The organism is Streptomyces sp. NRRL F-5630 (genome assembly GCF_000719475.1).
GTDB lineage: Bacteria > Actinomycetota > Actinomycetes > Streptomycetales > Streptomycetaceae > Streptomyces.
Window position 1 is genome coordinate 1 of sequence record NZ_JOGO01000082.1, and the last position, 23,814, is coordinate 23,814.

The following is a 23,814-nucleotide window of genomic DNA, read 5'->3' on the forward strand; positions in this document are numbered from 1 at the left end:
ACTTTCCCACGCCAGATTCTCCCTGGCCTGCAAAGGCATTTCGCCCAGCAGGATCCAGAGCATCGTCCGGACGTCCGGTGGAAAGTCGATCTCCTCCACCTAGTTCTTCCCGCCTTCGTCGGAAGACCCGTCCGTCCAGCCGATACGAGTGACGTCAGAATTCCCCGTCGCCTTTTTCGCCGGCCATCACGCACGTGTCATCGGCCTGTTTTTCCGAACCGGCCGTGCCGCCATCTGAGTTCGACCTGATGGAGCCTAGAGAAACCACGCTCGGAGATTCAACGGTTTGCCGCGCCGCTCCCTCGCCGTCCGGGCGCTTTGGGATGATCATGGAAAAGAATTAATCTTGGGGACGGTTCCGCATTACCTGAAGCGCACCGCGAAGTTCCGCTCGCGCGAGGGCGTGAAGGATCCGCCTGTCCACGGCGGCCGGAACACCGTCTCAGGGGCGGGCACCTCGATGGGGTCGCCGAACTGAAGAAGCTGACGCTCCGACTTGGTGTCGGGGTAGCGCAGGACGACGCACGAGCCTTTCCCCGTCGGAGACATGGTGGATGCGGGTGTCGGGGACGCGCCGCGCCAAGTCGAGGCCCTTTTCCGGCAGGCGGATGGTCACACTCGCGCGGTCTGGCTCCTCGGCGCGTTTCTTCCACACGGCCCATCTGGTGCGGAGGGTTTCGCCTGGTTGGAGCACGGCTGGTGCGTCTAGCTGTTCGAAGGCCGACACATCCTCACAACAGCCTTCCGGCAGGTGCCTGACACGGGTGATCGGTCCCTTTGGACCGAAGGAATGGGACACCTCGCGCACCTGTTGTTCTCCCGTATGAGCGAAACAATCGCAGTAGTGGCGGGCGCGTATGGCGGCCCTGAGGTCCTGTCGGTGATCGACGTCGCCGTCCCGGAGCCGAGGCCGAACGAGGTACGGATCAAGGTCCGCGCGGCCGGCGTCAATCCCTTCGACTACCAGTCGTACAGCGGTGCCTTTGGTACCGATCCCGAGAGACTGCCGGTGCGGCTCGGTGTCGAGGCAGCGGGCGTGGTGACAGCCGTCGGTACCGACGCGATCGGCCCCGCGGGTGCGATCGCAGTGGGTGACGAAGTGATCACCTACTCCGCGCCGGGTGCCTACGCCGCCGAAATCGTCGTGCCCGCCCGGTCCGTGGTGCCGAAGCCCGTCGCCCTGTCCTGGGAGCAGGCCGGCGGGCTGCTGGCCGCCGGGGTCACCGCCGTACACACGCTTGAGGCGATCGGCTTGGGCAAGGGCGATACGGTGCTGCTCCACGGTGCCGGTGGAGGCGTCGGTCTCATGGCCGTGCAGCTCGCGGTGGCACGCGGCGCGACGGTCGTGGCCACGGCGAGCCGGGCCAAGCACGACCTCCTGCGAGAGCTGGGAGCGATTCCGGTCGTCTACGGGCCGGGACTGGCGGACAGGGTGCGCGCGGTGGCGCCGGAGGGTGCGCACGCGGCCGCCGATCTCGTGGGCACCGACGAGGCGGTGGACGTCTCCGTGGAGCTCGTGCCGGACCGCTCGCGTATCGCCACCATCGCGGGCCACGAGCGTGGGGCTCGCGCGGGAATCAAGCTTCTGGGTGGTGTGCCGGGCGCGGATCCCGGTACCGAGATCCGCCAAGCCGCCCGCCTGCCGCTCACGGAAGCGGCGACAGCAGGCCGCCTGCGCATCGTGATCGCGGGCAGCTACCCCCTGCGCGAGGCCGCCGCCGCCCATCGCGAGATCATGGCCGGCCACACGACGGGAAAGATCGTCCTGGTCCCGTAACGCCTTCCTGTCCCCGCACCGCTGAAGCCACACTGCCAGCGGCCGCCCGCGCAATCACCGGTCCCAGTACGCAACGGATCGGGTGCGCGGGCGGCATGCGACCACCTCGTCAGGTGTCCACGTCCTCGTTCTTGGCGCTCCATTCGATCAGCGGATGCAGGACACGCATCAGGCTGGCGCCTCGTTCGGTGGGCCGGTACGTGATCTGGACCGGCGTCGTCGGTACCACGAGCCGCTCAATGAGCCGGTGACCCTCCAGCTCACGCAGGCGCTGGGACAGAAGGTGGTTCGAGATTCCGGGGATCCGCGCTCGGTAGTCGACGAATCGGCGCGCGCCCCGCATCGCCGCCAGGAGCACCGCGGCGCTCCACTTCTTGCCCACGATCTCGACCGAGCGCTGAAAACTGCGGCACACGTCGTCGTCGATGTGTTCGTAGCCCGCTTCCGGGCGGCTCCGGCCCGCGGTGGCGGAGGGATCATCGGGCTGTCGAGGACCGGTCATACGGTCACGATACTGGAGCATGTCACTCTTGATGACCTGGTCATGTCCCGCTTGTTGTCTGTGATCATCGCCGTGCAGCCTTGGCCCATGAACGCACACTCGCCCTGTCACCACGCGCGATGAACTACGGGCACGCGCTGAGGTTCGGGCTGCACCTGCCCTCTGGCGCCGACTGCGGGCCCGGCCGGTTGGTCGCGGTGGCGGGCCTGGCCGAGCAGTGGGGACTGGACTTGCTGGTCATCCCGGCCGGAACCGCCGGCGACGATCTCGAACCGTCGACTGTGGCGTCCTGGATCGCCGCGGCGACGGTCTCTCTCGGACTGGTGCTGGAGGCACGCCCCGCCACCCTCCATCCGGCGATGCTCGCACGAGCCGTCGCGAGCCTGGATCGGCTCACCGAAGGCAGGGTCGAACTGGCTTTCCGAGCGGGCCCGTCGGCCGCCGCGTCCGGGAGAGCCGATCCGGTCGCGGCACTGGGCGAAGCGATCACCGTCGTTCGCGAGCTCTGGAATGTCCTCGACCGTGGCCTCGGCCGGTTCACCGGCCGCTTCTACCGTCTCGCGGGAGCTGAGAAGGCCGCGCCGGCGCACGACGTGCCGATCTCCGTGGACGGCGAGGGCCAAGACCTGCTCCGGCTGGTCGGACTGCGGGCTGACGAATGGTCGACGGGGTGTGACGCCGCCACGCTGGCGCAGGGCAACCGCGCCGTCGACGAGGCGGCCCGAGCGGCAGGCCGCGATCCCCGCGAGATCCGCAGACGGGTCACGATCCGCGGTGGCTTCGGCGAGCGGACAGGCAGGTTCACCGGGACCGCCGCGGACTGGGTGAACGACCTGCTGCCACTCGTCGTCGAGCACGGGGCGGGCACCATCGTGCTGGACACCGAGGAGCGAGACGTCGCGGCAGGCTTCGCGAGCGAGGTCGCCCCGGCCCTGCGGGCGGCCGCGGACGCGGTGCTTCCGCGCGGATGGTCGGGCGCGCGGGTCCGGCGCTCTGCCGTGCGCGCCAGGCGCCGGCCGGGGATCGACTACGAGGGCGCTCCGCCGGAGATGGCCGAGGTCGTCGAGCCCGGTGATCCCGCCTACGCCCGGCTGCGGTCCGGATACCTGCGCGGCGGTGCGCCCGGGATCATCCTGCGGGCGGCGACGAACGAGCAGGTGACCCAGGCGCTCGCGTTCGCCCGCCGGCACCCCGGCGTGGCCCTTTCTCGGCGAAGCGCCGGGCACGGGGTCTCCGGCCGCTCCACCAATGACGGCGGGATCGTCATCGACGTGTCACTGATGAATGCGATCGAGGTGCTCGACAGGAAGACACGCCGGGTGCGCATCGGCCCGGGTGCGCGCTGGGCCGAGGTGGCGGCCGCACTGGAGCCCTACGGCTGGGCGTTGAGTTCGGGCGACTACGGGGGTGTCGGGGTGGGCGGCCTCGCCACGGCGGGGGGCATCGGGTACCTCGCGCGCGGGCACGGACTGACCATCGACCGCCTGCGGGCCGTGAAGATGGTGCTCGCGGACGGCTCCGTCGTGCGGGCCGACGATTCGCAGAACCCCGATCTCTTCTGGGCCGTGCGAGGGGCGGGCGCGAACTTCGGGATTGTCACCGCTTTCGAGTTCGAGGCCGACGACGTGGGCGCGGTCGCCTTCGCCCGGCTCACCCAGGACGCGAGCGACCTCGAGCGCTACCTCGTCGAGTGGGGCCGGGCGGTCGAGGACTCACCGCGGGACCTCACCAGCTTCCTCATCGTGGCGCCGCCGCGCGGCGGACGACCGGCGCTCGCGGTGAGCCGCACCATGGTCGACTCCTCGGACCCGGGGACCGTGCGCGCCCGGCTGGAGCCACTGGCCGCGATCTCCGCGATGTACGCCCAGGACATCGTCATCACCTCCTACGCGGCCGTGATGGACAACGCGAGCGACGACCCACCGGTCTCCCACGGCGAACCGGTCTCACGCAGCGGTCTGCTCCGGCACGTGACCCCGCAGTTCGCCGCGGAGGCGGCTCGCATGATCCGCAGCGGCGCGTTCGGATGGTTCCAGCTCCGCTCGGTCGGCGGCGCCGTCGCCGATGTTCCCGCGGACGCCACGGCCTACGCCCACCGCGACGCGAACTTCTCGCTCGTGGTGATGGGCGGTGCCGACGAGGTGGTCGACCGGGCCTGGGACCGGCTGAGCCCCTTCCTCGACGGCCTCTACATCAGCTTCGAGTCCAGCCTCCGGCCCGAGCGGATCGCCGCGGCCTGGCCCCCACGGACCCTCTCGCGTCTGCGCGAGCTGAAGAGCGTCTACGACCCCGAGGGCGTGTTCGGCGACAACTTCGCCCTCACGCCCGCCGCGAACCACCCCGGAGGAAACACCCCGTGAGCGACTACGGCCACGAACTGTGGTTCGGCAGCTTCATCACCCCCATCGCCCGCCCGCCTCAGGCGCCGGTCGAGCTGGCCCAGACCTCTGAGAGGGCCGGCCTCGACCTGGTCAGCTTCCAGGACCACCCCTACCAGTCGGCGTTCCAGGACACATGGACCCTGATGTCGTACGTCGCCGCACGCACCGAACGGATCCGGATCAGCGGCAACGTGCTGAGCCTTCCGCTGCGGCCCCCGGCCGTGCTGGCCCGCGCCGCCGCGAGCCTGGACCGGCTGACCGGCGGGCGAGTCGAACTGGGCATCGGCGCGGGCGCGTTCTGGGACGGCATCGTCGCGATGGGAGGCCGCCGGCTCGAACCGGCCCAGGCCGTGCGGGCGGTGGAGGAAGCCGTGGACGTGATCGGAGGGCTGTGGGCCACCGACGAGACCGGGCCCTTCCGTGTCACCGGGGAGTTCTACACCCTGAACGGCGCAAAGCGCGGCCCGGCACCCGCCCATCGCATCCCGATCCGCATCGGTGCCTACAAGCCGCGCATGCTCCGGCTGACGGGCAAGATCGCCGACGGTTGGCTGCCCTCCCTGGGATTCCTGCCCGAGGGCCCCGCATCGCTGCGCGCGATGAACCAACAGATCGACGAGGCCGCCTCCGCCGCCGGTCGAGAGCCCGCGGCGATCAGCCGCCTGCTCAACCTGAGCGGCTGATTCACGTCCGGCGCCGGCGGCGGCCTGTTGCAGGGGACTCCCGGCGACTGGGCCGAACAGATCGCCGACCTCGCCCTGCGGTACGGCGTATCCGGGTTCATCCTCGCCTCGGACGAGCCTGCCGACCTGAACCTCTTCGGCCACGAGGTCGCACCGCGCGCCCGCGAACTCGTCCAGTCCGAACGCGTGACGTGATGCGGTGGGCGCGTGGCGGGCCCGGTGACGGAACTGCGACAGCGGCAGCGCCGACAGAACTGTTCGGGCGCCGCCAAGAGACCGCGGTTCTCGACGGGCTGCTTGCGCAGGCCCGCGGCGGAAGCGGTGGCGCTCTCGCGGTGTGGGGCGAGCCGGGTATCTGCGAGACAGCTCCGCTTCACCACGTGCACGGCCCAGGCTGCGGACTTCGTCCGGCTGAGCCACCCGGCCCGAGTCGGACCTGGCTTTCGCGGGGCTGCACGGCTGCTGCGACCGCTGGCCGATCGCGGGCGCGCGACGCCTTCGGCGGAAACGACGGATTGCTCGCCCGATTCGCTCACCGGCCCTGCTTTGTAGCGTCGCTGACGTCGTCCCGCGCCCGCGGCGAAACGCCGTACCACGCATGACGAGAGGTCACTCATGCCCACATCCGAAACCCTGCCCCACGCGCGCCACTACATCGACGGCCAGTGGCAGGACTCCGGCTCCCGCGGCGAGTCACGCAGCCCCGCGACCAACGGCCTGCTCGGCACCTTCGCCGACGGCGGTGCGCGGGAGGCGAGGTCCGCCGTGGCCGCGGCCCGAAAGGCCTTCGACTCCACCGCTTGGTCCCGCGACCGCCACCGGCGTGCGGCAGCGCTGCACGAACTGGCCGACCGGCTCGAGCAGCGCAAGGACGAACTGATCACCCTCCTGGCGCGGGAGAACGGGAAAGTACTCGCCGAGGCGGCCCTCGAAGTCGGAGGCACCATCCCCAAACTCCGCTACCACGCGGCGCTTGCCCTCACCGACCACGGCAGGGCCGGGGAAGTGCGGCCCGGCATGTACTCGATGACCCTGCGCGAAGCCGCGGGCGTTGCCGCGGTGATCGTGCCGTGGAACTCACCGGTCATCCTCTCGGCGCGATCCTTCGCACCCGCCCTGGCCGCCGGCTGCACCGTGGTCATGAAGATGCCGGCGCAGACCGGCCTCGTCAACGGAGTGCTGAGCGAGATCATCGCCGACACGCCGAGCCTGGACCCGGGTGTGTTCAACGTCTTCACCGAGAGCGGAAACGCCGGCGCTCCAGAGCTGGTCTCCTCTCCGGACGTCGACGTGATCAGCTACACCGGCTCCACCGCGGTCGGCCGCGTGATCATGGAACAGGCCGCCCCGACGCTGAAAACGCTGTCCATGGAGCTGGGCGGAAAGACGCCGATGCTCGTCTTCGACGACGCCGACCTGGACGCCGTCGTGCCCGTGCTCACCAAGGCCGTCACCATGTTCGCGGGCCAGTTCTGCATGACGGGCAGCCGGATACTGGTCCAGCGCGGCGTGGCCGACGAACTCCGGCGGCGGCTCGTCGCCGCCCTCGAAACGGTCCGGGTCGGGCCCGGGGACGACCCCGCCAGCGAGATGGGCGCCATGATCGACGAAGGAAACGCCCAACGGGTCGAACAGACCGTGGCCGCCGCGGCCGACTACGCCACCGTCCTCGTGCGGGGCAAGCGGGATCGGGCGCTCCTCGGCCCGTCCCTGATCGAGGTCGCCGACGTGTCCTCGCCCATCGTGCAGCGCGAAGTGTTCGGGCCGGTCGCCACCTTCGAGGTGTTCGACTCCGAGGCCGACGCCGTGGCGCGTGCCAACGCCACCGAGTTCGGCCTGGCCGCGAGCATCTGGACCCGTGATGTCGACCGCCCCCTGCGCGTCGGCCGCGAACTGCAGGCCGGGACCGTCTGGACCAACACCTGGGCCTTGGTCCACGACCAGTTCGAGGAGGGCGGCTTCAAGCAGTCGGGAGTGGGCCGCCTGAACGGCATCCGCGGGATCGAGGAATTCCAGGAGACCAAGCACCTCGTGCATGTGGCACCGCAGCTCTGAGAGCTCTCGACGGCGGAATGAGAAATCGATGACCGAGACGGACGACGTCGGCCCGGCCGACGTCACCCTGTTGACCGCCCGCGTGGTGGAACCCGGCTACGAACAGGACTTCAGGGAGTGGTTCGGGCGGGTGACCGACACCGCCTCAGCGTTTCCCGGGCACCTGGGGGACGGGTTGTTCCGCCCTGCCACGGCCGCCGGGCCATGGGTTCTGATCCACCGGTTCCGCGACCAGGAGGCCGCGCGGCACTGGACGACGTCACCTGAGCGGGCCGCGCTTTTCGACCACTGCGAGGGTCATCATCAGAGCGAGGTGGCGCGTCGCGAACTCTCCGGCATGGAGACCCTGTTCACCACTGCGCACGACACGCCCACGACGGCGCCGCCTCGGTGGAAGATGGCGCTCGCCGCCTTCGCGGCCGTACTCCCCATCTCCCTGCTCGGCAACGGTCTTCTGGGGCCGGCGCTCCGCGCTTGGCCGCTTGTGGCGCGGGTGCTGATGCTCGCGCTGCTGTTCAGTACGTTGATGACGTACCTGATGATGCCGGCTGTGACCCTCGTCCTTCGCCGCTGGCTCTATGCCGCCGCCTCGACCGCGCGCGAGGGACCGACGCGATGACGCGGCCCCCGGGGGGCCTCTATGTCCTTGGTCAAACGACGCGGCGGCTCCTCGGCTCGTAGAAGGTCCCGTCGCGGAGCATGGCGAACAGGACGCCGGTGCGGTGGCGGGCGAGGCGGGGGAGGGCCTGGGTGTGGGTTTTGCCGCGGGCTCGGCAGCGGTCGCAGTAGGGGCGGGAGGCGGGATCGTGCAGGGCGGCGAACGCGGCGAGGAACATTGCCCGTTTGAGTTGCCGGTTGCCGCCTCTGGGGGCGTGTTCGCCGTGGATCGACGTGCCGGACTGTTTCGTGGACGGGGCGAGGCCGGCGTAGGAGGCGAGGTGGGCGGCGCTCGGGAAGGAGCTGCCGTCGCCGAGGGTGGTCAGGAGGACTGCGGCGGTCCTGACGCCGATGCCGGGCATCGAGATCAGGACCTGGGAAAGAGACGTCCGATGCAGTCGATGTGTCAAGGCTGGCAGCCTGGGAAGTCTGTCGGTGGTGCGTGGCAGCATCCGCAGCGAGACGAGTACCGAGACAGGTCGCGGACTGGACTTGCTCCGAGAGGGCGATTTCCCCATCTCTACGCTGACCTTCGTGCGGGATTTGCCCCCTGCGGAGCTGCTTACCCGCATGGGGGTAGATCCGGAGACACTGGTGCTTCGCGACGCCATGGACCTGTCGGACGACATGGGCGACGACCTTCTTGATGGTGAGGAACCAGTCGTCACCAGCGGCATCGATGGCTCGTGGACATGGCATGGGAACAGGGCGGCGTGCACGGACTCGATGAGAGGATCTTGAGTCACGTCTCCGTGGGGACTGAGGCCGTCGTGCTCCACTACAACGAGAAGCCGATGCATGGTTCAAGTACGCGGTAGGCGGCGAGATCATCGTCGACCTCCACACCCTCCAGGCGATCGAACCGGCAGGGCAGGACCCGGCAAAACTTGATGACGCCATGAGGCCCCTCGGGCTCATCCCTGGCCAGGTCGCGCCCCCGCACAGCGTCCTGGCACTGGTAGAGAACACTTTTGACATCCGGCTGAGGCAGCCAGACGACGTAGACGACGAGCGTTGGAGCGGCAGACTGCTTCCCCTGCCGCACTGAAAGCCTCAAGCGGCGGCCCTCAGCGCAGGAGCCCCAGAGGAGGGGAAGGCCGTGCCCTCGTCATAGACAGTGCCCTTGGTGAGGCAGTGGTGGAGGCATCCGAGCATGCGGTTGATGAGGTTGCGCTGGGCGGCGGTATGGCGATCTCCGTCGGCTCGTCGCCTGTCGTAGTGGGCCCGGGCTCCCGGTGAGGCGGTCAGGCTGGCGAAGGCCCATGGCCTGCTCGACCTGCGGGGATGGGTGCATATGAGGGGTGCGCAGTGCGTCTCGAAGCCGTTCGGCTTCCGTCTCGATGCCGCGCTGGCGGCCGGCCTTCTTCAGCAGTGAGCGCAGCTGGGTGCGGGTGAGCTTGGCCGCCTGTTCGGGGGTGGGGGCCGCGGCCAGCACGGTACGGGCGACGCTGCTGCTGATCCCCTCGCGGTTGCGCTGGAAGGCGGCGAGGAAGCCGGGGAAGTATTCGCGCAGGTGGGAGCGGAGTTTGTTGCCTGCTTGAGTGCGGTCCCAGACGGCGTCCTGGGGCGCGGGCCAGGATGGCGATGGCCAGGGCGAGTTCGCTGTCGTCGGGCAGAGGGCAGTGAGCGGCCTTGTCCGTGCGCAGGATGTTCGCGAGCACCATCGCGTCGAGGTGACCGGCTTTCTTGCGGGTGACGGTGTCGCGGTCGCGGTAACGGGCGGCAGCCATCGGGGTGATGGCGTAGACAGGCCGGCCGGTGGCACGGAGGCAGGCGACGAGAAGGCCACGGAAAGTCTCGATCGCGACGGGGATCGGGGCGTTCGCAGTGTCGCCGTGGGCGCTGAGGACTCGCGGAGCTGGTGCAGCCCGTCGAGATCGTCGGTGATCCGGGCCCGGGTGCCCTCGTGGTCAGCCAGGGCGACGTCGTGGTGATCACTGGCCCAGTCGATTCCGCAGGTGACGATCACCGTGTCGTGTTCGTCCTCTCGGCCGGGGCATACTGCTGGTCGCAGCCGTGCGGGGGCACGCGTCTCCCTAATGGAAGGGCTCGATGGCCCTGCATCCGATCAGCCGTTCGTGACCCCAGCGGCCCGCAAGGCCCTCGGTCTGCTCCAGAGCTCGGCGGCTCCAGGCGTGGTGAGAGGTGGCTCCTGCGGGCGGCTCGGACCACGACCCTCAACGATCCGATCATCGGACTGGATGCGGTCGACGTGGTGCCGGACGGTCCCGGAGGTCGGCTCTTGACCAAGATCGAGTCTCAGGGGGTGTGTGCGGCTTCTCCGGAACCGACCAGCACCACGAGTGATGTGGGGCCCGCAGTCTCTTTCAGGGCCTCGAAGGACCGGGGTGGGCCTGGCGGTGCCCCGCATCACTGCCCATTAGGGTGGGCCTCCAGCAACTGTTCGATCCGGGCCTCCAGGGCCCGGCGTTGGTCGTGGACGGCGGCCGGCGACTTCGCCAGCGAAGGCACGATCACGTCGAGGGTGCCGGTGGCGGGGACGGTGACGGTCTGCTCGTCGAGCGCGGTGAAGATGTCCTGGACGAGTCCTTCGGCCATGCGCGGGGCCCTCGGGCGGATGATCTCGACCAGCTTGCGGCGGCCCGCTTTGCGGAGTGCTTGAGGGGATCCGTAGCGCTCGAGGAGCCAGGTCACTGCCGGGTGGTCCAGACGCGGCCCGAGGACCCGTTCCAGGCTGGGGTGGAACTGGGTGAGCAGGCCGCGGATGCGGTTGGAAATGCGGTTGGCCTCGCCGGCGGGGTCCTGGTCGAAGCCGGCCAGCATGGTCAGCTCCGCGGTGACCTCGTCGGCGAGGCCGAGGGTGCGCAGGGTGTGGGGCATGGTGCGGGCGGCGTCCGCGATCACGGCCGCGTCTTTCGTGTCGGTCTTGGCCTCGACGGGATAGAGATCGGCGATCCGTCGCATGGCCAGTCCGGGCAGGCAGGCGACCTGGCAGCCGGCGTCCCGGGCGACGGTCAGCGGCAGGGCGCCGATGGAGGCGGGCTGGTCCACGATCACGAGGAGGGTGCCAGACTTGGCCGTGAGCTTGTCAAAGACGGCCCGCAGCTTGGGTTCGCTGTTCGGCAGAGCCTTGTCGAGGACCGTCTTCCCGGCCGGAGTCAGCCCGTGGCCGTGATGCGCCTGCTTGCCGACGTCCAGGCCCAGGAAGACGCCCACCTGGTCGATGCTGATCACTGTGCCCCACATGTGTCGATGTGTGCCGGCCCCGGCGGTTGGGCCGTTCGCGCGCATCCACGTTATGCGGACCTGCCGCCCGGAAACGGCTGGGCATTGCGCCCGGCCCGGCGGTAGTCGGACCTCTGATCAGCGTCTGTGACGGCACCCCTCGGACCCGGTGACACCACCCCCAGGTCATCCCATCGACAGGGGGCAAAAGTCATGCCAGGCCCGGAGGCCAGCGGCCCTCTTGCAGGACCGCGAAGAAGATAACGGGGGGACCGCGCCGTCTTGCAGCTGTGCCTTCGCGGCCGGCTGGCGTCGAATGCGACCTGAGCAGCCCGCGTCGTGGGGTACACATCGGCACGATGCGGCGATGCGGATGAGCGCTGCACGGCGCGGGAGAAGCGGTGGGCGAGCGACACAGTCGGCGGCCGCATTGAAGGAGAGGGATGGAGGGCGAGGCCCCGCTGGTCGGCAGAGTTCTTCGACACGGTGCGAGTCAGCTCTGTGTGATCAAGTCAGGGTCAGCTCGCGGATCGCCATCTCCTCGGGTCCTGCGGCAGTGCCCGTCCCGGGTTCAAAGACTGGAATTCATTCGGTTGGGCCGGGACAGGTGCTGCCGATGACCTGTTTCAGCGGCCCGTGTGATCGCCTCGAGTACCCGGTGGCGATCGAGTGCGACCGCGAAATCCGGCGCATCGGCGGTTCCGTCGCGGAGGTCGGCGGCGAACTGGGCGTAGAGGCGGGCGACCCCCGCTGCGGGTGCGTCGAGTTGCAGGTCAGGAGCCGCATAAGCGGGGGGGGGACCTGTAGCACTTGGACAGGCTCGCTGCCGCGGCGCAGCGTGATGGTGAAATCGGTGAAATGGAGGTAGCCCGACGCCGACTCCACACGCACACTGCCCTCGGTGCCCTGGATCTCCCATACCGTCGCCGAGCCGGCAGGCTGCCCGGCACTGTAGTGCAGCGAAGTGACGATCCCGCCTTCGAGAACGCCGGCGACGACGATCTCATCCGGCGTGTCCTTTGGCAGCGACGCGCCATCGGAGAGGCGGACGCCGTCACCGCGCTGATTGGCGACGACGGCGGACAGACTCTCGAACGTGCCGAGCACGCGCGCAAGTGGTTCGAGCCCGTGGCCGAGCATGATGCTCAGAAGCGTGGCGCCATGCTTTGCCTGAGCCATGTACTCGACCGGCGGGTCATATCGGCCGGCCCACATGTCGTCGGTCAAATGCGCTCGGATGCTTGTGCTGAGCGGCTTGCCGATCGCGCCTTGCGCGATGAGGTCGCGAAGGAAGAGGACCGGCGGGTGCAGGCCGCCCTGCAACCCGACAACCGTCCGCAGCCGCCGCTCGCGGGCAAACCCCTCCAGCGCTTCGGCCTCCGACAGGTTTGTTGCGAGCGGCCATTCGCAATAAACCATCTTGCCCGCGGCCAGCGCGTCGGAAACAATCTGCTTGTGCTCCGGCACCTTGACCGCAACCACCACCAGGTCGACCTCCGGTCGCACGACCAGAGCCTCATGTGTGTGGAAGGCGAGATCGGCGCCCAGCCGACGGGCGGTCGCGTTCGCGCTCTCCATACGAGTTGTACTGACGGCGCGGATCTGGAACGCGTCGAGCGCCTGCAGCGCCGGGACGTGAGCAATTCCGCCCCAACCCCGATCGGAACTAGCCCCGATAATACCGACGCCGATCTGGGTATGTGCTGAATTCGTCATGAGGATGCTCCTGCCGTGCGCAGCCCGGAAACGCTCTCCGGGCTGCGTCACGATGATTCGTTACCGGACAAAAGGGTGGCCACTCGGGCTCACCATGGCGAGCGAGCAGTTATTGCCGTTCGCGTAGCGGCCGCGGGGTTTGAGCCCGAGTGACCCAAGCGCCGGTTTTACGCGTGAGCCCAGTGGGCCTCGAGTTCGCGCGCGACATCGGCCGCACGCTCTATCATCGGCCAGTGCGAGCTGCGCAGCTTGAAGACGGCACGTGCGCGTGTGGCATTACCGAGCTCGTCGGCGAAGCGGTGAGGGAGGAAGGGATCGTCCAGGCCCCAGATCACTAGCGCTGGTGCGGTCACCTTGCTCAAACCTGGCTTCCATTCCGCCCCGACCTCGATCGCCGAACGGTAAAGGGCGAGAATGCTTGCCCTCATAGTGGCATCGATATGCCGGACCGATTCGTCTGCCGCGTCGCGCGGCATCTGCGCCTCGTTGAGACTTGCTGCGAACTCCTCGAGGTCGAGGTCTGCCATCCATTGCTCGCCCTCGCCCGGCGTTTGCCAGATCTTGGCAAGGTAATGCCACGGATATTCCGGATCGATCGGTCCACTGATGCCTGTCCATGTCCGCACCAGATCCGGCCGGAGAGACGCGAGACGGCCCGTGAGCAGAGACCCCCAATCATGACCGACCAGGTCGACGGGTTCGCCGATTTCGTCGATCTTCTCAATGAGCCAATCGAGATACTCTTCTTTCGTCGACGTGAATCCCGCTGGCAGGGGTACGCCAAACCCGGGGAGATCGATCGTCACAATATCTTCGCGTTGAAGATGGGAACGGACGGTGTCCCAAATCCGGTGGGTATCAGGTACGCCATGGATGAGGACTGCAGGCATTTCGGGTTCTCCAATTGTTTGTTGTCGTGGTTGAATGGCCGGTCGGCCGAATCAGGGAAGGAGGATGACTTTGCCGTGGGTGTGGCCGGTGGCGACGAGGCGATGAGCGTCCGCGGCCTCGTCGAGTGGGAAGCTCCGGCCGATGCGTGCGGTCCAAGCGCCGGCGGCGATCAGATTCAGCGCTTCCTGGACAGGGCCGCGGTCGCGGTTCCCGCTGCCCCCGGGGCTGAATACGACGCCGTGTTGTGCGGCATCGCGGTCGGCGAGCGTCACGATCCGGTCGGGGCCGCCGAGAAGGTCGACGAGGGCGGGAAGGAGCCCCTTGCCGGCGGTGTCGAGCGCGGCGTCGACCCCGCCCGGAGCGGCGGCACGGATGCGATCGACCAGGCCCGGGCCGTGGGTGACAGGGGTCGCTCCGAGACTCCTGACGAAGTCGGCGTTGGCGGTCCCGGCGACGCCGATCACCGTCATACCGCGCTGTCGCGCGAACTGCACGGCAGCGCCGCCCAGAGCACCGCTCGCGCCGGTGACCACGAGCGTCTCACCCGGGCGAATGTGCAGAAGCCCGAGAGCCCTCGCCGCGTTGTCGGCGCCGATGACAGTAGCCGCGGCCTCCTCGAAGGAAACGCCGTCGGGGATCGTCGCGAAGTTGCTGCTGACCGTGTACTCGGCGTAGGAGCCCTGGGTGGGGGAGTCCGGCCACCCGGCGACGCGGTCGCCGACCACGCCCTCGTCGACGCCCGGGCCGACCGCCTCGACGACGCCGGCGAACTCGAATCCGATGATGGCGGGAGCACGCAGGCGGAACGCTCCGGCGCGTGCCTGGATCTCCGCCGGGTTCACCCCCGCGGCGTGAACCCGCGCCAATACCTGACCCGGACCCGGCACCGGTCGCGGAGCCTCCGCGACCCGCAACACGGAGGGTCCGCCGAACGAGGTGATGACGACGGCTTTCATGGTGATCTTTCTCTTTCTCTAACCGAGCCGGCGGCACTTCCGCTCACGCAGGTCCGGTAAGGGTCATTTGCTCGCACCGTTCAGAACGGTGTCAGGTCAGGAAGACGGGCGGATTCTCGCCCCGCAGGCGGTAGTCGGGCCGGGGCCGTTCGAGGCGGATCGATTCCAGCACGGTGTACGCGTGGTACTTGGTCTGAGTGGTGGCTCCTGCCAGCCGTTCCCACCAGAGCCGGCCGTCGCTCGTCTCCTTCTCGAGGACGTGGCGGGTGGTGTAGTTCGCCATGGAGCTGATCCAGTTCTCGGTACCGACGAAGATCCTGTTCCAGCCGGTGCCGGTCACGATGTCGGCGAGCGCGTCCGAGCGGCTGAACCGCTCGACCGCCGCAGTCGCCCCCTCGAGCACGTCGGTGAAGTACTCCACGCACAGCTTCACCTGCTCGTAGGTGCCGTAATGCATGTGGTGCCCGCCGACGAAGTAGTCGAAGTCGTATTCGAGGATCTGGGACTGAGCCTCGTACCAGCCGGAGATGTTCTGCGAGGCGTCGCAGTGCATGAACGTGACGCTTCCCGGACTGACGATGTCCACGGCCGTGAGCACCTTCTGCCGCGGTGCGTAGATGAAGATGTTGCCGGGGCAGTGGTTCTCCCCCTTGTAGGAGAGCTGCAGGCTCACGCCGCCCACTTCGAGGACGAGTTCGTCGTCGAACGTCCTTGTCGGCAGGGGACGCTTCGGGTCGGGGAAGCGCTCCAGGAGTTCCTTGGTGATGCGGTGGGCGACGATCTCGACGTCGGGACCGAACACGGAGGCCGCGCCGACGTGATCGGCGTGCCAGTGGCTGTAGATGACGTGGGTCACCGGTCGGTCGGTGACGTCCTCGATCGCCGCCAGCATGTTCTCGCCCAGCGTCGGGGGTGCGTCGATCGCGACCACGCCCTCCTCGGTCACCACGAATGCGGCGTCGTAGCCGGCACTGGTGACCCAGTAGAAGCCGCCGCGCAGTTCTTCCACGTGGTATCCGTACTTCTGGAAGTGCTCGCTCTGGAAATACGGGGGGTAATAGCCCTCTGGGTCCAACGGGTCGTCCGCCCCCGCGCGGGGGAATCCATAGTGGTCGATCCCGTAGAAGCTCGGGGTTTCTTCGACGCTGATGGGTATCTGACTGCTCTGGCACATCCGCGGGACGCCTTTCTGTGTTCTTGGGAAGCTGTCGAACGGGTGGTCTATCCCGGTGATGTGAATCGGAGGACCGCCTTGGTGACGCGGCCTGAGCCCGCGTCCTCGAACGCGGTGTTGATATCGGCGAAGTCGTAGAAGGACAGCAGTCGGTCGATGGGGAACCGGCCCGCTCGATAGAGCTGGGCAAGGTCGTTGATCAGGAGCGACGAGACGGCGTCGCCCTGGATGATGCCCTGAAGCGACTGGCCGAGCGTGAGCCGGCCGGCGTCGAGCACGGCGCCCGCTCCTTCGTGGAACGCCACGAAGCCGAATCGGCCCATCGGCGCCAGGGCGCCGACCCCGGCGTCGAGGTTCTCCGCGCGGCCGCTCGTGTCGAGGACGTACTCCAGACCGCGTTCGTCGACGGCGCGGAGCGCGCCGGTCAGATCCTCGACCCGGCCGGGGTCGACGAGGTGCGTCGCTCCGAGATCGCGGGCCAGACCGAGGCGGCCGGCGTCGACATCGACGGCGACGATGGTGGTGGCACCCGCGACATGTGCCGCCATGACCGCCGCCAGGCCCACCGCCCCCACGCCGAAGACCGCGAAGGACGCTCCCGCCGGCACGGCGAGGGCCTTGAGTACGGCCCCCGCGCCTGTCTGCAGCCCGCACCCCAGCGGAGCCATGACATCGAGGGGCAGATCGCGGGGGACCTTGATCGTGTTCCGTTGGTGCGTCAGGGCGTGGGTGGCGAAGGAGGACTGGCCGAAGAAGTGACCGTGCGGCTCAGCACCGCGGGCGACGTGGAGACCGTTCGAGCCGTCCAGGCGGGCCCCTGCGAAGTTGGCCGCCCAAACGTTGTCGCAGTAGGCGGCGTGCGAGGACAGGCACGGCTTGCAGCGGCCGCACGAGTGGTAGGAGAGGACGACGTGGTCACCGGGCTCGACGGTGGTGACGGCGGCCCCCACGCGTTCGACGACTCCTCCTCCCTCGTGCCCCAGCACCACCGGCAACGGCGTCGCCATTCGCTGTGCCCGCACGTGAGCGTCGGTCGCGCATATTCCGGTCGCGACCATGCGAACGAGTACCTCGTCGGGCCGCGGGTCCTCGATCTCGATGTCGCGGAACTCGAAGGGCCCGTCCTGCGCTTCGAGAACAGCGGCGCGCGCGGAGGTGGTCATACGGCGTGAGCCTGCCGCGAAGCGCCGCGAGGGCCATGGTGACGAGGGACTGAAATCATCAACGACTCCCTGATAGGGGGGTGGGCCTCAGGAACCCTTCAGCGAGTCCGAACCTATGTCGACCGCCCGTGCCCGCGGATCGGTCGCCGTATCCGTCACGGCAGTAGGGCACGGTGCCGCGAGGTGCGGTGGCGTCACTGCCGGACGCCGGTCCGGGCGGCCTGTTCGACTCGGGCGATGAGACGGCTGTTGTGGGCGGCGTGCTGGAAACCCGGGGTGTGGTGGGTGCCGTTCGTGAGGTCGCGGGCCAGGCTGGCGTAGACCTCGCCGACGTTGATGGAGGCGCCCGTCCAGATGTCGGCGGCGGTGGGTCCCGTGCCGGTGGCGACCGGGCGGTCGGGCGCGGTGAAGTCGACGCTCGACGAGAGGGTGAGGTCGCCGACCTGAACGCCCGCGGGGTGGTCGCCCGTCAGCTTGAGCCAGCCCTCCGATCCGCGTACTTCCAGACTGAAGTGGGCGTCGGAGGCGGGCACGCTCGCCAGGATCTGCACCCCGACCGGCGCCCCCGAGGAAGTCTTGGCGATGGCGTCGAGGTGATCCGGGACCTCGCGGACGGATATCGCGCCGGTGTCGACCAACTTCACCTGGGGCCAAAGGAGTTCGGTGCGGGCATCGATCTCGGTGATGTCGCCGAGAACGGCCTCGACCACATCCAGGACGTGGCCCGCGGCGATGGTGAGGAAACCGGCTCCGGACGCTGCCTTGTCGAAGTACTCGTACGCGCTCACCGACTCCGGGCCGTTGCCAAAGGTCGTCGCGGCGACTCGCGCCGAGAGCAGCCGCCCGAGCCGGCCCTCAGCGATGATCTCCGCCGCGCGGCGTACCGAGGGGTTGAGCCGGCCCTGCAGGCCGATCGCGGTGTGCAGTGAGCCGGCCGCCTCAGCCATCTCTTCCGTCTGTGCGACGGTCGCGCCCAGCGGCGACTCCGCGTACACGGCCTTGTTCGCCGCGAGGGCCGCCAGGACGAGCTCGCGGTGAGCCGGGACCTTCACCGCGACGGTGACGACGTCGATCGAAGGGTCACCGATGAGCGCGTAGGGGTCCGCGTACCAACGCTCGGCGCCGAACGCCTCGGCAGCGCCGCGCGCGCTCTCCTCGTGCCGCGTCGCCACACCGGCCAGGTGGAAGTCGGGCTGTGCCGCCAGCGCGGGTATGTGCGATGCGCCCGCCCAGCTGCGATGTGCCGGTTTGGTGTCGGTGGGTGGGTGTCAGTGACGGCACGCCAGAACTGGGCGTTTTCGCTGGTGGGGTGTTGAGGAAGGGCGGGATCACTGCCGTGGGGCAGTGCGTGCGGCGGCCGCGGCTGTCACGAGGCGGTACACCCCACTGCGCTCCACTGTCTTGAGAACGGCACTTCTGATCCTTCCGAGGGCTGCGCGGCGGCACGGTGGCCGGTGACGGGGTTTGCGCGGGCGGAAGGGTGTGGGGTGGGGGAGCCGGGTGCGTGGGGTGAGGTCACGGCGGGGTTGAGGGTGTCCAGGCCGGTGCTGGTTGCGCGGCTGCTGGAGCTGGATGCGGCCGGGGCGTTGACGTCGGCGCATGTGCGGGCGGGCGCCCAGGTCGGTGGGGTGAATGTGCGTACGGTGTGGCGCTGGCTGGATGCGGCGCGGACGGAGGGCCGCATGGAGCGCAGGCCGCGGGCCCGGCTGGAGTTGTCCGACCAGATGTGGGAGGTGCTGGCGCAGGCGGGCGGGAATGTGGCGGCGCTGCACCGGCATCTGAAGGCGACCGGCGGTGAGGTGCCCTCCCTGGCGTCGTTGCACCGGGTGGTGCGCCGGGACCTTCAGGCCGGCAGGGTCCTGCCGGACCGCGCGGTGGCGCGGCGGGAGCGGGATGAGCACCAAACGCGGCAGGCACTGGCTGACCTCGCCCTGGCCGGACCGAGTGAGGCAGGCGCGGCGAAAGTGGCTGCGCGCCGGCTGCCGCGTCTCGCACCAGAGGCGACCAGCGGCTTGCCGGTGGGGCAGAGCGGTGCGCTGGCGGGTGTGGCGTTGCCGGCGGGCGCGCGGCTGGTGCGGACGTCGTGGGTGCGGGCGGTGGCCGAGGCGGTCGGGCAGGCGATGGCGGTTCAGGGCGCGGTGTGTGTGTTCGGCGACGCGGGCCGAGGCAAGACCGCGGCCGTGCGGATGGCGCTTGGTGAAGTGCCCCCGGGCTGGAAGGTGACGTGGGTGCCGGTACCGGTACGCCCGTCGGTGGCCGGCATGAGGCGTGCGGTGTTCGACGCTCTGGCGCTGGCGGGCCGCTTCCCGCACACGTCGGCGCGGGCCGATGCCGCGGTGGCGGGGGCTCTGGGTGAGGCGCGGGTGCTGGTGGTCGATGAGGCGCAGCGCCTGCCCGTGCCGTGCCTGGAGTACCTGCAGAGCCTGTGGGATCACCCCGGTACCCGGATCACGCTGGTGCTGGTCGGGGCGGGCAGCGAGCGGGCGCTGTCCCGGCTGCCGCAGCTGGCATCGCGGGTGGTGGCGTGGCAGGAGGTTCCACGCTTGACCGGAGCGGAAGTGGCGAGTGTGGTGACCGGCTTCCATCCGCTGTGGCGCACCGTCCCGGCCCCGGACCTGACGTGGATCGACCACTCGTGCGCGCACGGCACGTTCCGCACGTGGGCCGCTTTGACTGCGCACCTGCAGAACGCGCTGCTCACCACCGCTGACGCAGTCGTCGACCGGGCCTTGCTGAGGCTGCTGTTTAAGCGGGTCGCGCCGCCACTGTGAACGAAAGCGCTCCTGCAAGAGACGGGAGGGCGATTGCCTGCTCCCGGCCACCGGCAAGCACACGAAGTCCCACCCGCGTGAGGGAGCTGAGATGAAGGACGGCGACGTCATCCGTCCTAACGGCGGGCTGCCTGCGGCGTCGAGGACGGCGCTGCGTGGTCCGGCCGTGCGGCGGCTGCTCGCCCTGCGGGCAGCCAAGAAGCTGACAGCAGTCCATGTACGGGTGGCCGCGGACGCGCTTGGGGTGTCGGAGCGCACGGTGTGGCGCTGGCTGGCCACCGCTCAGAGCGATGAGACCGCGGCCGCCTACCCCGGCGCACGCTCCCGGGTCGACGCAAGGTTCACGGTCACGCCCGAGGTCCGGAGCCTGTTGGCGCTGTGGAAGGGGAACGTGCGGGCGGTCCACCGCGAACTGGTCCTGCGTGCTGCCCGGCAGTCTCCGCCTGCAGGCGCACCGTCGCTGACGACGCTGCACCGGGCGATCCGCCGTGATCTCACGCCGGGGGAGCGGGCCGGGCTTGCGGGAGGCGAGCGGGCGGCGCGCAAGCATGATGTGTTCCTGGCCCGGCCGCGGGGCTGGCGTAACCAGGTGTGGGAGACCGAGCACATGCAGGTTCCGGTTCTGGTCGAGGTCGACGGCAAGCCCCGCAGGCCGTGGATCACCTGGTTCACCGACTGTGCCATCAACGCGATCACCGGCGTTGCCGTCACGCCGGTGCATCCGTCGCGGGAGTCGGTGCTGGCCGCGCTGCGCTCCGCGGTCCTGCGTGAGGACCCCTACGGCCCCTTCGGCGGCCTGCCCGAGAAAGTACGTGTCGACCGCGGCAAGGACTTCTTATCCCGGACGGTGACCGCCGCGTTCGACGTCCTGGACGTGACGGTGGAGGACCTGCCCGCCTACACCCCTCACCTCAAAGGCACCGTGGAGGGCCTGAACCGGGCGGTGGAGAGCATGTTCCTGGCGGCGTTGCCCGGCTACGCCCGCCAGCCCCGTCCCGGCAAACGCCCCTCCCGGCCGAAGGGCGAGGTGCTGCTCAGCTTCGAAGACTTCACCGCTCGGCTGCTGGACTGGACACGGTGGTGGAACACCGAGCACTGCCCCGCACCGCTACGGGGCAAGACCCCGCTCCAGGCATGGCGGGACGATCCCACCCCGCTGCGGGACGTGCCGGCCGCGGATCTGTGGACGTTCACCCTGGAAGACGCCGGCACCCGCACGCTGACCACCCGCGGCATCCGCTTCCGCAGACGCGATTACGTGGGGGCATGGATGACCGGGCAGGCCGGGATTCAGGTCCGGGTCCGCTTCATGCCCCACCACGCTCACCGTATCGAGGTCTACCACGCGGCCACCGGCCGCTACCTCGGCCCAGCGGACCTGGCGGACCAGGCCACCGAGGAACAGATCAGCGCCGTACGGAGAACCCGGGCCGCCCGTGCCCGCCGTCTGAAGAAGGACCTGGAGGCTTCCCAGCGTGAGCGCTACGCCGCCACCACTCAGGCCGAGGCCCCGCAGCGGCTCGGCGCCCTGACCACCGCCCAGGCCGGGGCCGAACTCGCCCAGGCCACCGACACCGACCTGTCGGACCTGGCGCTGCCTGACCTCATCCCGCCGGCCGCGCCGCCGGCCGGGTGGCGCACTCCTGCATCCCTGACCGCGTTGACCACATCAGGCCAGCCCGCCCCGCTCCCGCCCGGCAGCGATGAAGAAACTGCCCCGGACCGCCGCGACGGGCGGTCCGCACCTCCCCCCACCGACAAAGACGGAGACGCCTGATGACCGCGGCCACCTACCAGTACGTCGACCTGCCCGACGCCTCCGTGGTCACCACCCGCGCCCTGCTCACCGCCCGGGAGAACATCACCGACACCGTCGCCGCCCGCGCCATGATGTGCATCCACGGCGGCGCCGGCTTCGGCAAGACCCTCGCCGTCAACACCTGCCTGCGCGAACTCGAACCCGGCGAGGACGTCCGCCGGGTCACCTTCCGGGCCCGTCCCACCGCCCGTGCGGTGCGCTACGAACTGTTCACCGCACTCGACCTGGCCGGCGAGCCACCGCGCCACCCCAGCGAATTCGACCGACTGCTGAAAACCGCTCTGGCCGAACGCCCCCGTACCGTCCTCGTCGACGAGGCCCAGTGGCTCAACGGGGAAGCGTTCGAGTACTTCCGCTACCTCTGGGACGAACCCTCAACCCAGCTCGCGATCATCTTTGTCGGCGGAGAGGGCTGCCACACCGTGCTGCGCCGCGAACCGATGCTCTCCTCCCGCATCTTCATCTGGCAGCACTTCACCCGTCTCACCCCCGGCGAGGTCCTCGACGTCATCCCGCTGTTCCACCCCGTTTTGGGCCGACGCCGACCCCGACGACATCGCCTTCGCCGACCAGCATGCCGCGCACGGCAACTTCCGCGCCTGGGCCCAGCTGACCGCCCATGCCCGCACCGCCCTGGCCCGCACAGGCCGCCCCCGCGTCGATCAGGAGCTGCTGCGCTGGGCCTTCAGCCGCCTCGCCTGACACCCCACCGCCCATGCCTCTTGCCCCGCCGCTACCGCCTGTCACCGTGGTTCTCGACCGCCACGACGACGCGCTGCACACGCACACGGCCCTGGCCCCCCACCACCTACCATCCGGCCGGATCGCCCTGCACCCCGGCCCGGGGCACCACCAGCGAGACCGGCCTCGCCCACGACCTTCTCGCCGCCCTGGGCAAACCGAGCCGGCGGCCGAGCCGGTATCCTGCCCGCGGGGCTGACGCCCTGGGCTTCGCCGACGCCCACACCGCACCCGGACACCCACACTGCCCGGACCACTGGTGGAAGGTCTTCCGGGATCGACGGACCGCTTGACGAGCACCTTGACGATCCATCGAGCCGGGTTGCCGTGTGGGGGCGAGGACCCGGTGCCGAGAGGACCAGTCCATGACCAAGCGCACCACCGAGCAGCAGCGCGCCCGCGAACTCCAACGCACCGCACGCGAGCAGGGCACAGACCTCCGCTACCACGAAGCCCTCAACTGGGTACGTGATGCCGCCGAGGCGCAGGCCGAGAATCCGGGCCTGATCGCTGTTGCCGTGCCGCACGATCACTGCGTCATGCTCTTTCCCGCGGACGAGGACCCTGAGAGCATCCGCAGGGCGGTCACGCCGACTCCCGCAGCCGAAGTCGAGCTCGCCAACGAACTCCTGCAGCGCAGGAACGCTCTGATGGACAATCACTCCAAGACGGAGATCATGGCCATGATCCTCAGGAGGTGGCGCATTTCGCGCGCGGATCTCGCACGCTGCACCAAGCAGGATCTGGCCAACGATCTGGTGCAGAGCGAGGACGGCCGGGAGCGTTACGAGGCGTACGGGCGGGTGGCACTGCACAACGGAAAGCCAATGCCCGGCTCACGCTCCCTTTGCGGAGGCGCCGGCTGCTCCGGCCACGACAGCGCGACGCCCTGGCCGGAAACCCGCGCGCGCTTCCGCGCCCAAGGGCCCTGCGTCGACGCACAGAGCGCCCCTCGGTGACCGGCGTCGTCTTGGCGGAGGCCCGGATGACCATCCCGCGCCGCCGGTAGCCGGCCCTTGGGTATCCGCTGCAACATCCGAAGCGTGTTGCACCCCTGACCTGCACAAGCGCTGACCAACGGTCGGGCTGGGCGCGTGCGACGTCCTCGACACCACCCCGAGAAAGGCAGTGAGCACCAGCCGCCCACCACGGACAGCCGGACATGCCTCGGTCAAGCCCAGGGCACGCGGAGTGCGGCGAGCTGCGCGCGCTCCTCGGCGCTCAGCGTGCCGAAGCGGCTCTTCACGTTGCTGGTCCATACTCCGAGGCGTACCTCAATCTCCTCGCCCTCGAAGACAACGATCTCGATGTGCTTGCGGGGTACGGGCTTCTCCGCGCCCTC

19 protein-coding genes and 4 pseudogenes are annotated in these 23,814 nt (G+C 69.4%); 10 read left to right on the top strand and 13 right to left on the bottom strand.

Annotated features, from left to right (window positions below; genetic code table 11):
• Nucleotides 1-154 precede the first annotated feature (154 nt).
• Nucleotides 155-331, bottom strand: coding sequence for a hypothetical protein (locus IF99_RS34155; protein ID WP_158716659.1), 177 nt, complete (start codon nt 329-331; stop codon nt 155-157).
• A gap of 513 nt (nt 332-844) precedes the next feature.
• Here IF99_RS34155 and IF99_RS0126275 point away from each other — a divergent pair.
• A complete protein-coding gene (locus IF99_RS0126275; RefSeq protein ID WP_037827642.1) occupies nt 845-1,777 on the top strand; it encodes a quinone oxidoreductase family protein in 933 nt (310 codons plus the stop codon).
• 109 nt (nt 1,778-1,886) lie between these two features.
• Here the strand turns inward: IF99_RS0126275 and IF99_RS0126280 are convergent, their stop codons facing one another.
• Nucleotides 1,887-2,279: a winged helix-turn-helix transcriptional regulator gene (locus IF99_RS0126280; protein ID WP_031000093.1), complete on the bottom strand. Its 393-nt coding sequence runs from the start codon at nt 2,277-2,279 to the stop codon at nt 1,887-1,889.
• A gap of 119 nt (nt 2,280-2,398) precedes the next feature.
• On the opposite strand from IF99_RS0126280, the gene IF99_RS0126285 reads away from it, so the two are divergent.
• From IF99_RS0126285 to IF99_RS0126300, 5 genes are all read left to right on the top strand, one after another.
• On the top strand, nt 2,399-4,639 hold the full coding sequence (locus IF99_RS0126285; protein ID WP_031000095.1) for an LLM class flavin-dependent oxidoreductase: 2,241 nt from the start codon (nt 2,399-2,401) through the stop codon (nt 4,637-4,639).
• Nucleotides 4,636-5,343, top strand: coding sequence for an LLM class flavin-dependent oxidoreductase (locus tag IF99_RS31175; RefSeq protein WP_234340860.1), 708 nt, complete (start codon nt 4,636-4,638; stop codon nt 5,341-5,343). The genes IF99_RS0126285 and IF99_RS31175 overlap by 4 nt, the downstream gene beginning before the upstream one ends.
• Nucleotides 5,344-5,370: 27 nt before the next feature.
• Nucleotides 5,371-5,538 (top strand): hypothetical protein, encoded by a 168-nt coding sequence (locus tag IF99_RS35205; protein WP_234340861.1) that lies wholly within the window; start codon nt 5,371-5,373, stop codon nt 5,536-5,538.
• Nucleotides 5,539-5,958: 420 nt separating this feature from the next.
• Nucleotides 5,959-7,398, top strand: a complete 1,440-nt coding sequence (locus IF99_RS0126295; protein ID WP_031000097.1) for an aldehyde dehydrogenase family protein — start codon at nt 5,959-5,961, stop codon at nt 7,396-7,398.
• 28 nt (nt 7,399-7,426) lie between these two features.
• The gene (locus IF99_RS0126300) at nt 7,427-8,017 is read left to right on the top strand and encodes an antibiotic biosynthesis monooxygenase (protein ID WP_031000099.1); all 591 of its coding nucleotides are present in this window, start codon (nt 7,427-7,429) and stop codon (nt 8,015-8,017) included.
• Nucleotides 8,018-8,048: 31 nt separating this feature from the next.
• Here the strand turns inward: IF99_RS0126300 and IF99_RS0126305 are convergent.
• The 11 genes and pseudogenes from IF99_RS0126305 to IF99_RS35845 form a co-directional block, all read right to left on the bottom strand.
• A pseudogene (locus tag IF99_RS0126305) lies at nt 8,049-8,438 on the bottom strand (IS110 family transposase); the annotation flags it as partial.
• Nucleotides 8,439-9,108: 670 nt separating this feature from the next.
• Nucleotides 9,109-9,318 (bottom strand): annotated as a pseudogene (locus tag IF99_RS35835) (IS110 family transposase); the annotation flags it as partial.
• Nucleotides 9,300-9,869, bottom strand: a complete 570-nt coding sequence (locus IF99_RS35840; RefSeq protein ID WP_420705719.1) for an IS110 family transposase — start codon at nt 9,867-9,869, stop codon at nt 9,300-9,302. The gene IF99_RS35840 and the pseudogene IF99_RS35835, both read right to left, overlap by 19 nt.
• Nucleotides 9,870-10,428: 559 nt before the next feature.
• Nucleotides 10,429-11,250 (bottom strand): annotated as a pseudogene (locus tag IF99_RS0126325) (IS110 family transposase); the annotation flags it as partial.
• Nucleotides 11,251-11,826: 576 nt separating this feature from the next.
• Nucleotides 11,827-12,957, bottom strand: a complete 1,131-nt coding sequence (locus IF99_RS31185; RefSeq protein WP_234340862.1) for a Gfo/Idh/MocA family protein — start codon at nt 12,955-12,957, stop codon at nt 11,827-11,829.
• 167 nt (nt 12,958-13,124) lie between these two features.
• Entirely contained in the window at nt 13,125-13,847 is a 723-nt protein-coding gene (locus IF99_RS0126335) for an alpha/beta fold hydrolase (RefSeq protein ID WP_031000107.1), read from the bottom strand.
• A gap of 51 nt (nt 13,848-13,898) precedes the next feature.
• Nucleotides 13,899-14,804 (bottom strand): NADP-dependent oxidoreductase, encoded by a 906-nt coding sequence (locus tag IF99_RS0126340; RefSeq protein ID WP_031000110.1) that lies wholly within the window; start codon nt 14,802-14,804, stop codon nt 13,899-13,901.
• A 91-nt stretch (nt 14,805-14,895) separates the two neighbouring features.
• Entirely contained in the window at nt 14,896-15,978 is a 1,083-nt protein-coding gene (locus IF99_RS0126345; protein ID WP_031000112.1) for an MBL fold metallo-hydrolase, read from the bottom strand.
• A 47-nt stretch (nt 15,979-16,025) separates the two neighbouring features.
• Nucleotides 16,026-17,141, bottom strand: coding sequence for an NAD(P)-dependent alcohol dehydrogenase (locus tag IF99_RS0126350; protein ID WP_031000114.1), 1,116 nt, complete (start codon nt 17,139-17,141; stop codon nt 16,026-16,028).
• Nucleotides 17,142-17,335: 194 nt separating this feature from the next.
• The gene (locus IF99_RS0126355; RefSeq protein WP_420705720.1) at nt 17,336-18,088 is read right to left on the bottom strand and encodes a Gfo/Idh/MocA family protein; all 753 of its coding nucleotides are present in this window, start codon (nt 18,086-18,088) and stop codon (nt 17,336-17,338) included.
• Nucleotides 18,074-18,361, bottom strand: a pseudogene (locus IF99_RS35845) (Gfo/Idh/MocA family protein); the annotation flags it as partial. The gene IF99_RS0126355 and the pseudogene IF99_RS35845, both read right to left, overlap by 15 nt.
• Before the next feature lie 324 nt (nt 18,362-18,685).
• Here IF99_RS35845 and IF99_RS0126360 point away from each other — a divergent pair.
• From IF99_RS0126360 to IF99_RS0126375, 4 genes are all read left to right on the top strand, one after another.
• On the top strand, nt 18,686-19,912 hold the full coding sequence (locus IF99_RS0126360; RefSeq protein ID WP_234340864.1) for an AAA family ATPase: 1,227 nt from the start codon (nt 18,686-18,688) through the stop codon (nt 19,910-19,912).
• A 166-nt stretch (nt 19,913-20,078) separates the two neighbouring features.
• Nucleotides 20,079-21,689 (top strand): Mu transposase C-terminal domain-containing protein, encoded by a 1,611-nt coding sequence (locus IF99_RS31190; RefSeq protein WP_420705721.1) that lies wholly within the window; start codon nt 20,079-20,081, stop codon nt 21,687-21,689.
• Nucleotides 21,689-22,765, top strand: a complete 1,077-nt coding sequence (locus IF99_RS31195) for an ATP-binding protein (RefSeq protein ID WP_234340865.1) — start codon at nt 21,689-21,691, stop codon at nt 22,763-22,765. Before IF99_RS31190 ends, IF99_RS31195 begins: the two co-directional genes overlap by 1 nt.
• Nucleotides 22,766-22,837: 72 nt before the next feature.
• On the top strand, nt 22,838-23,431 hold the full coding sequence (locus IF99_RS0126375) for a hypothetical protein (protein WP_158716660.1): 594 nt from the start codon (nt 22,838-22,840) through the stop codon (nt 23,429-23,431).
• Nucleotides 23,432-23,814 lie beyond the last annotated feature (383 nt).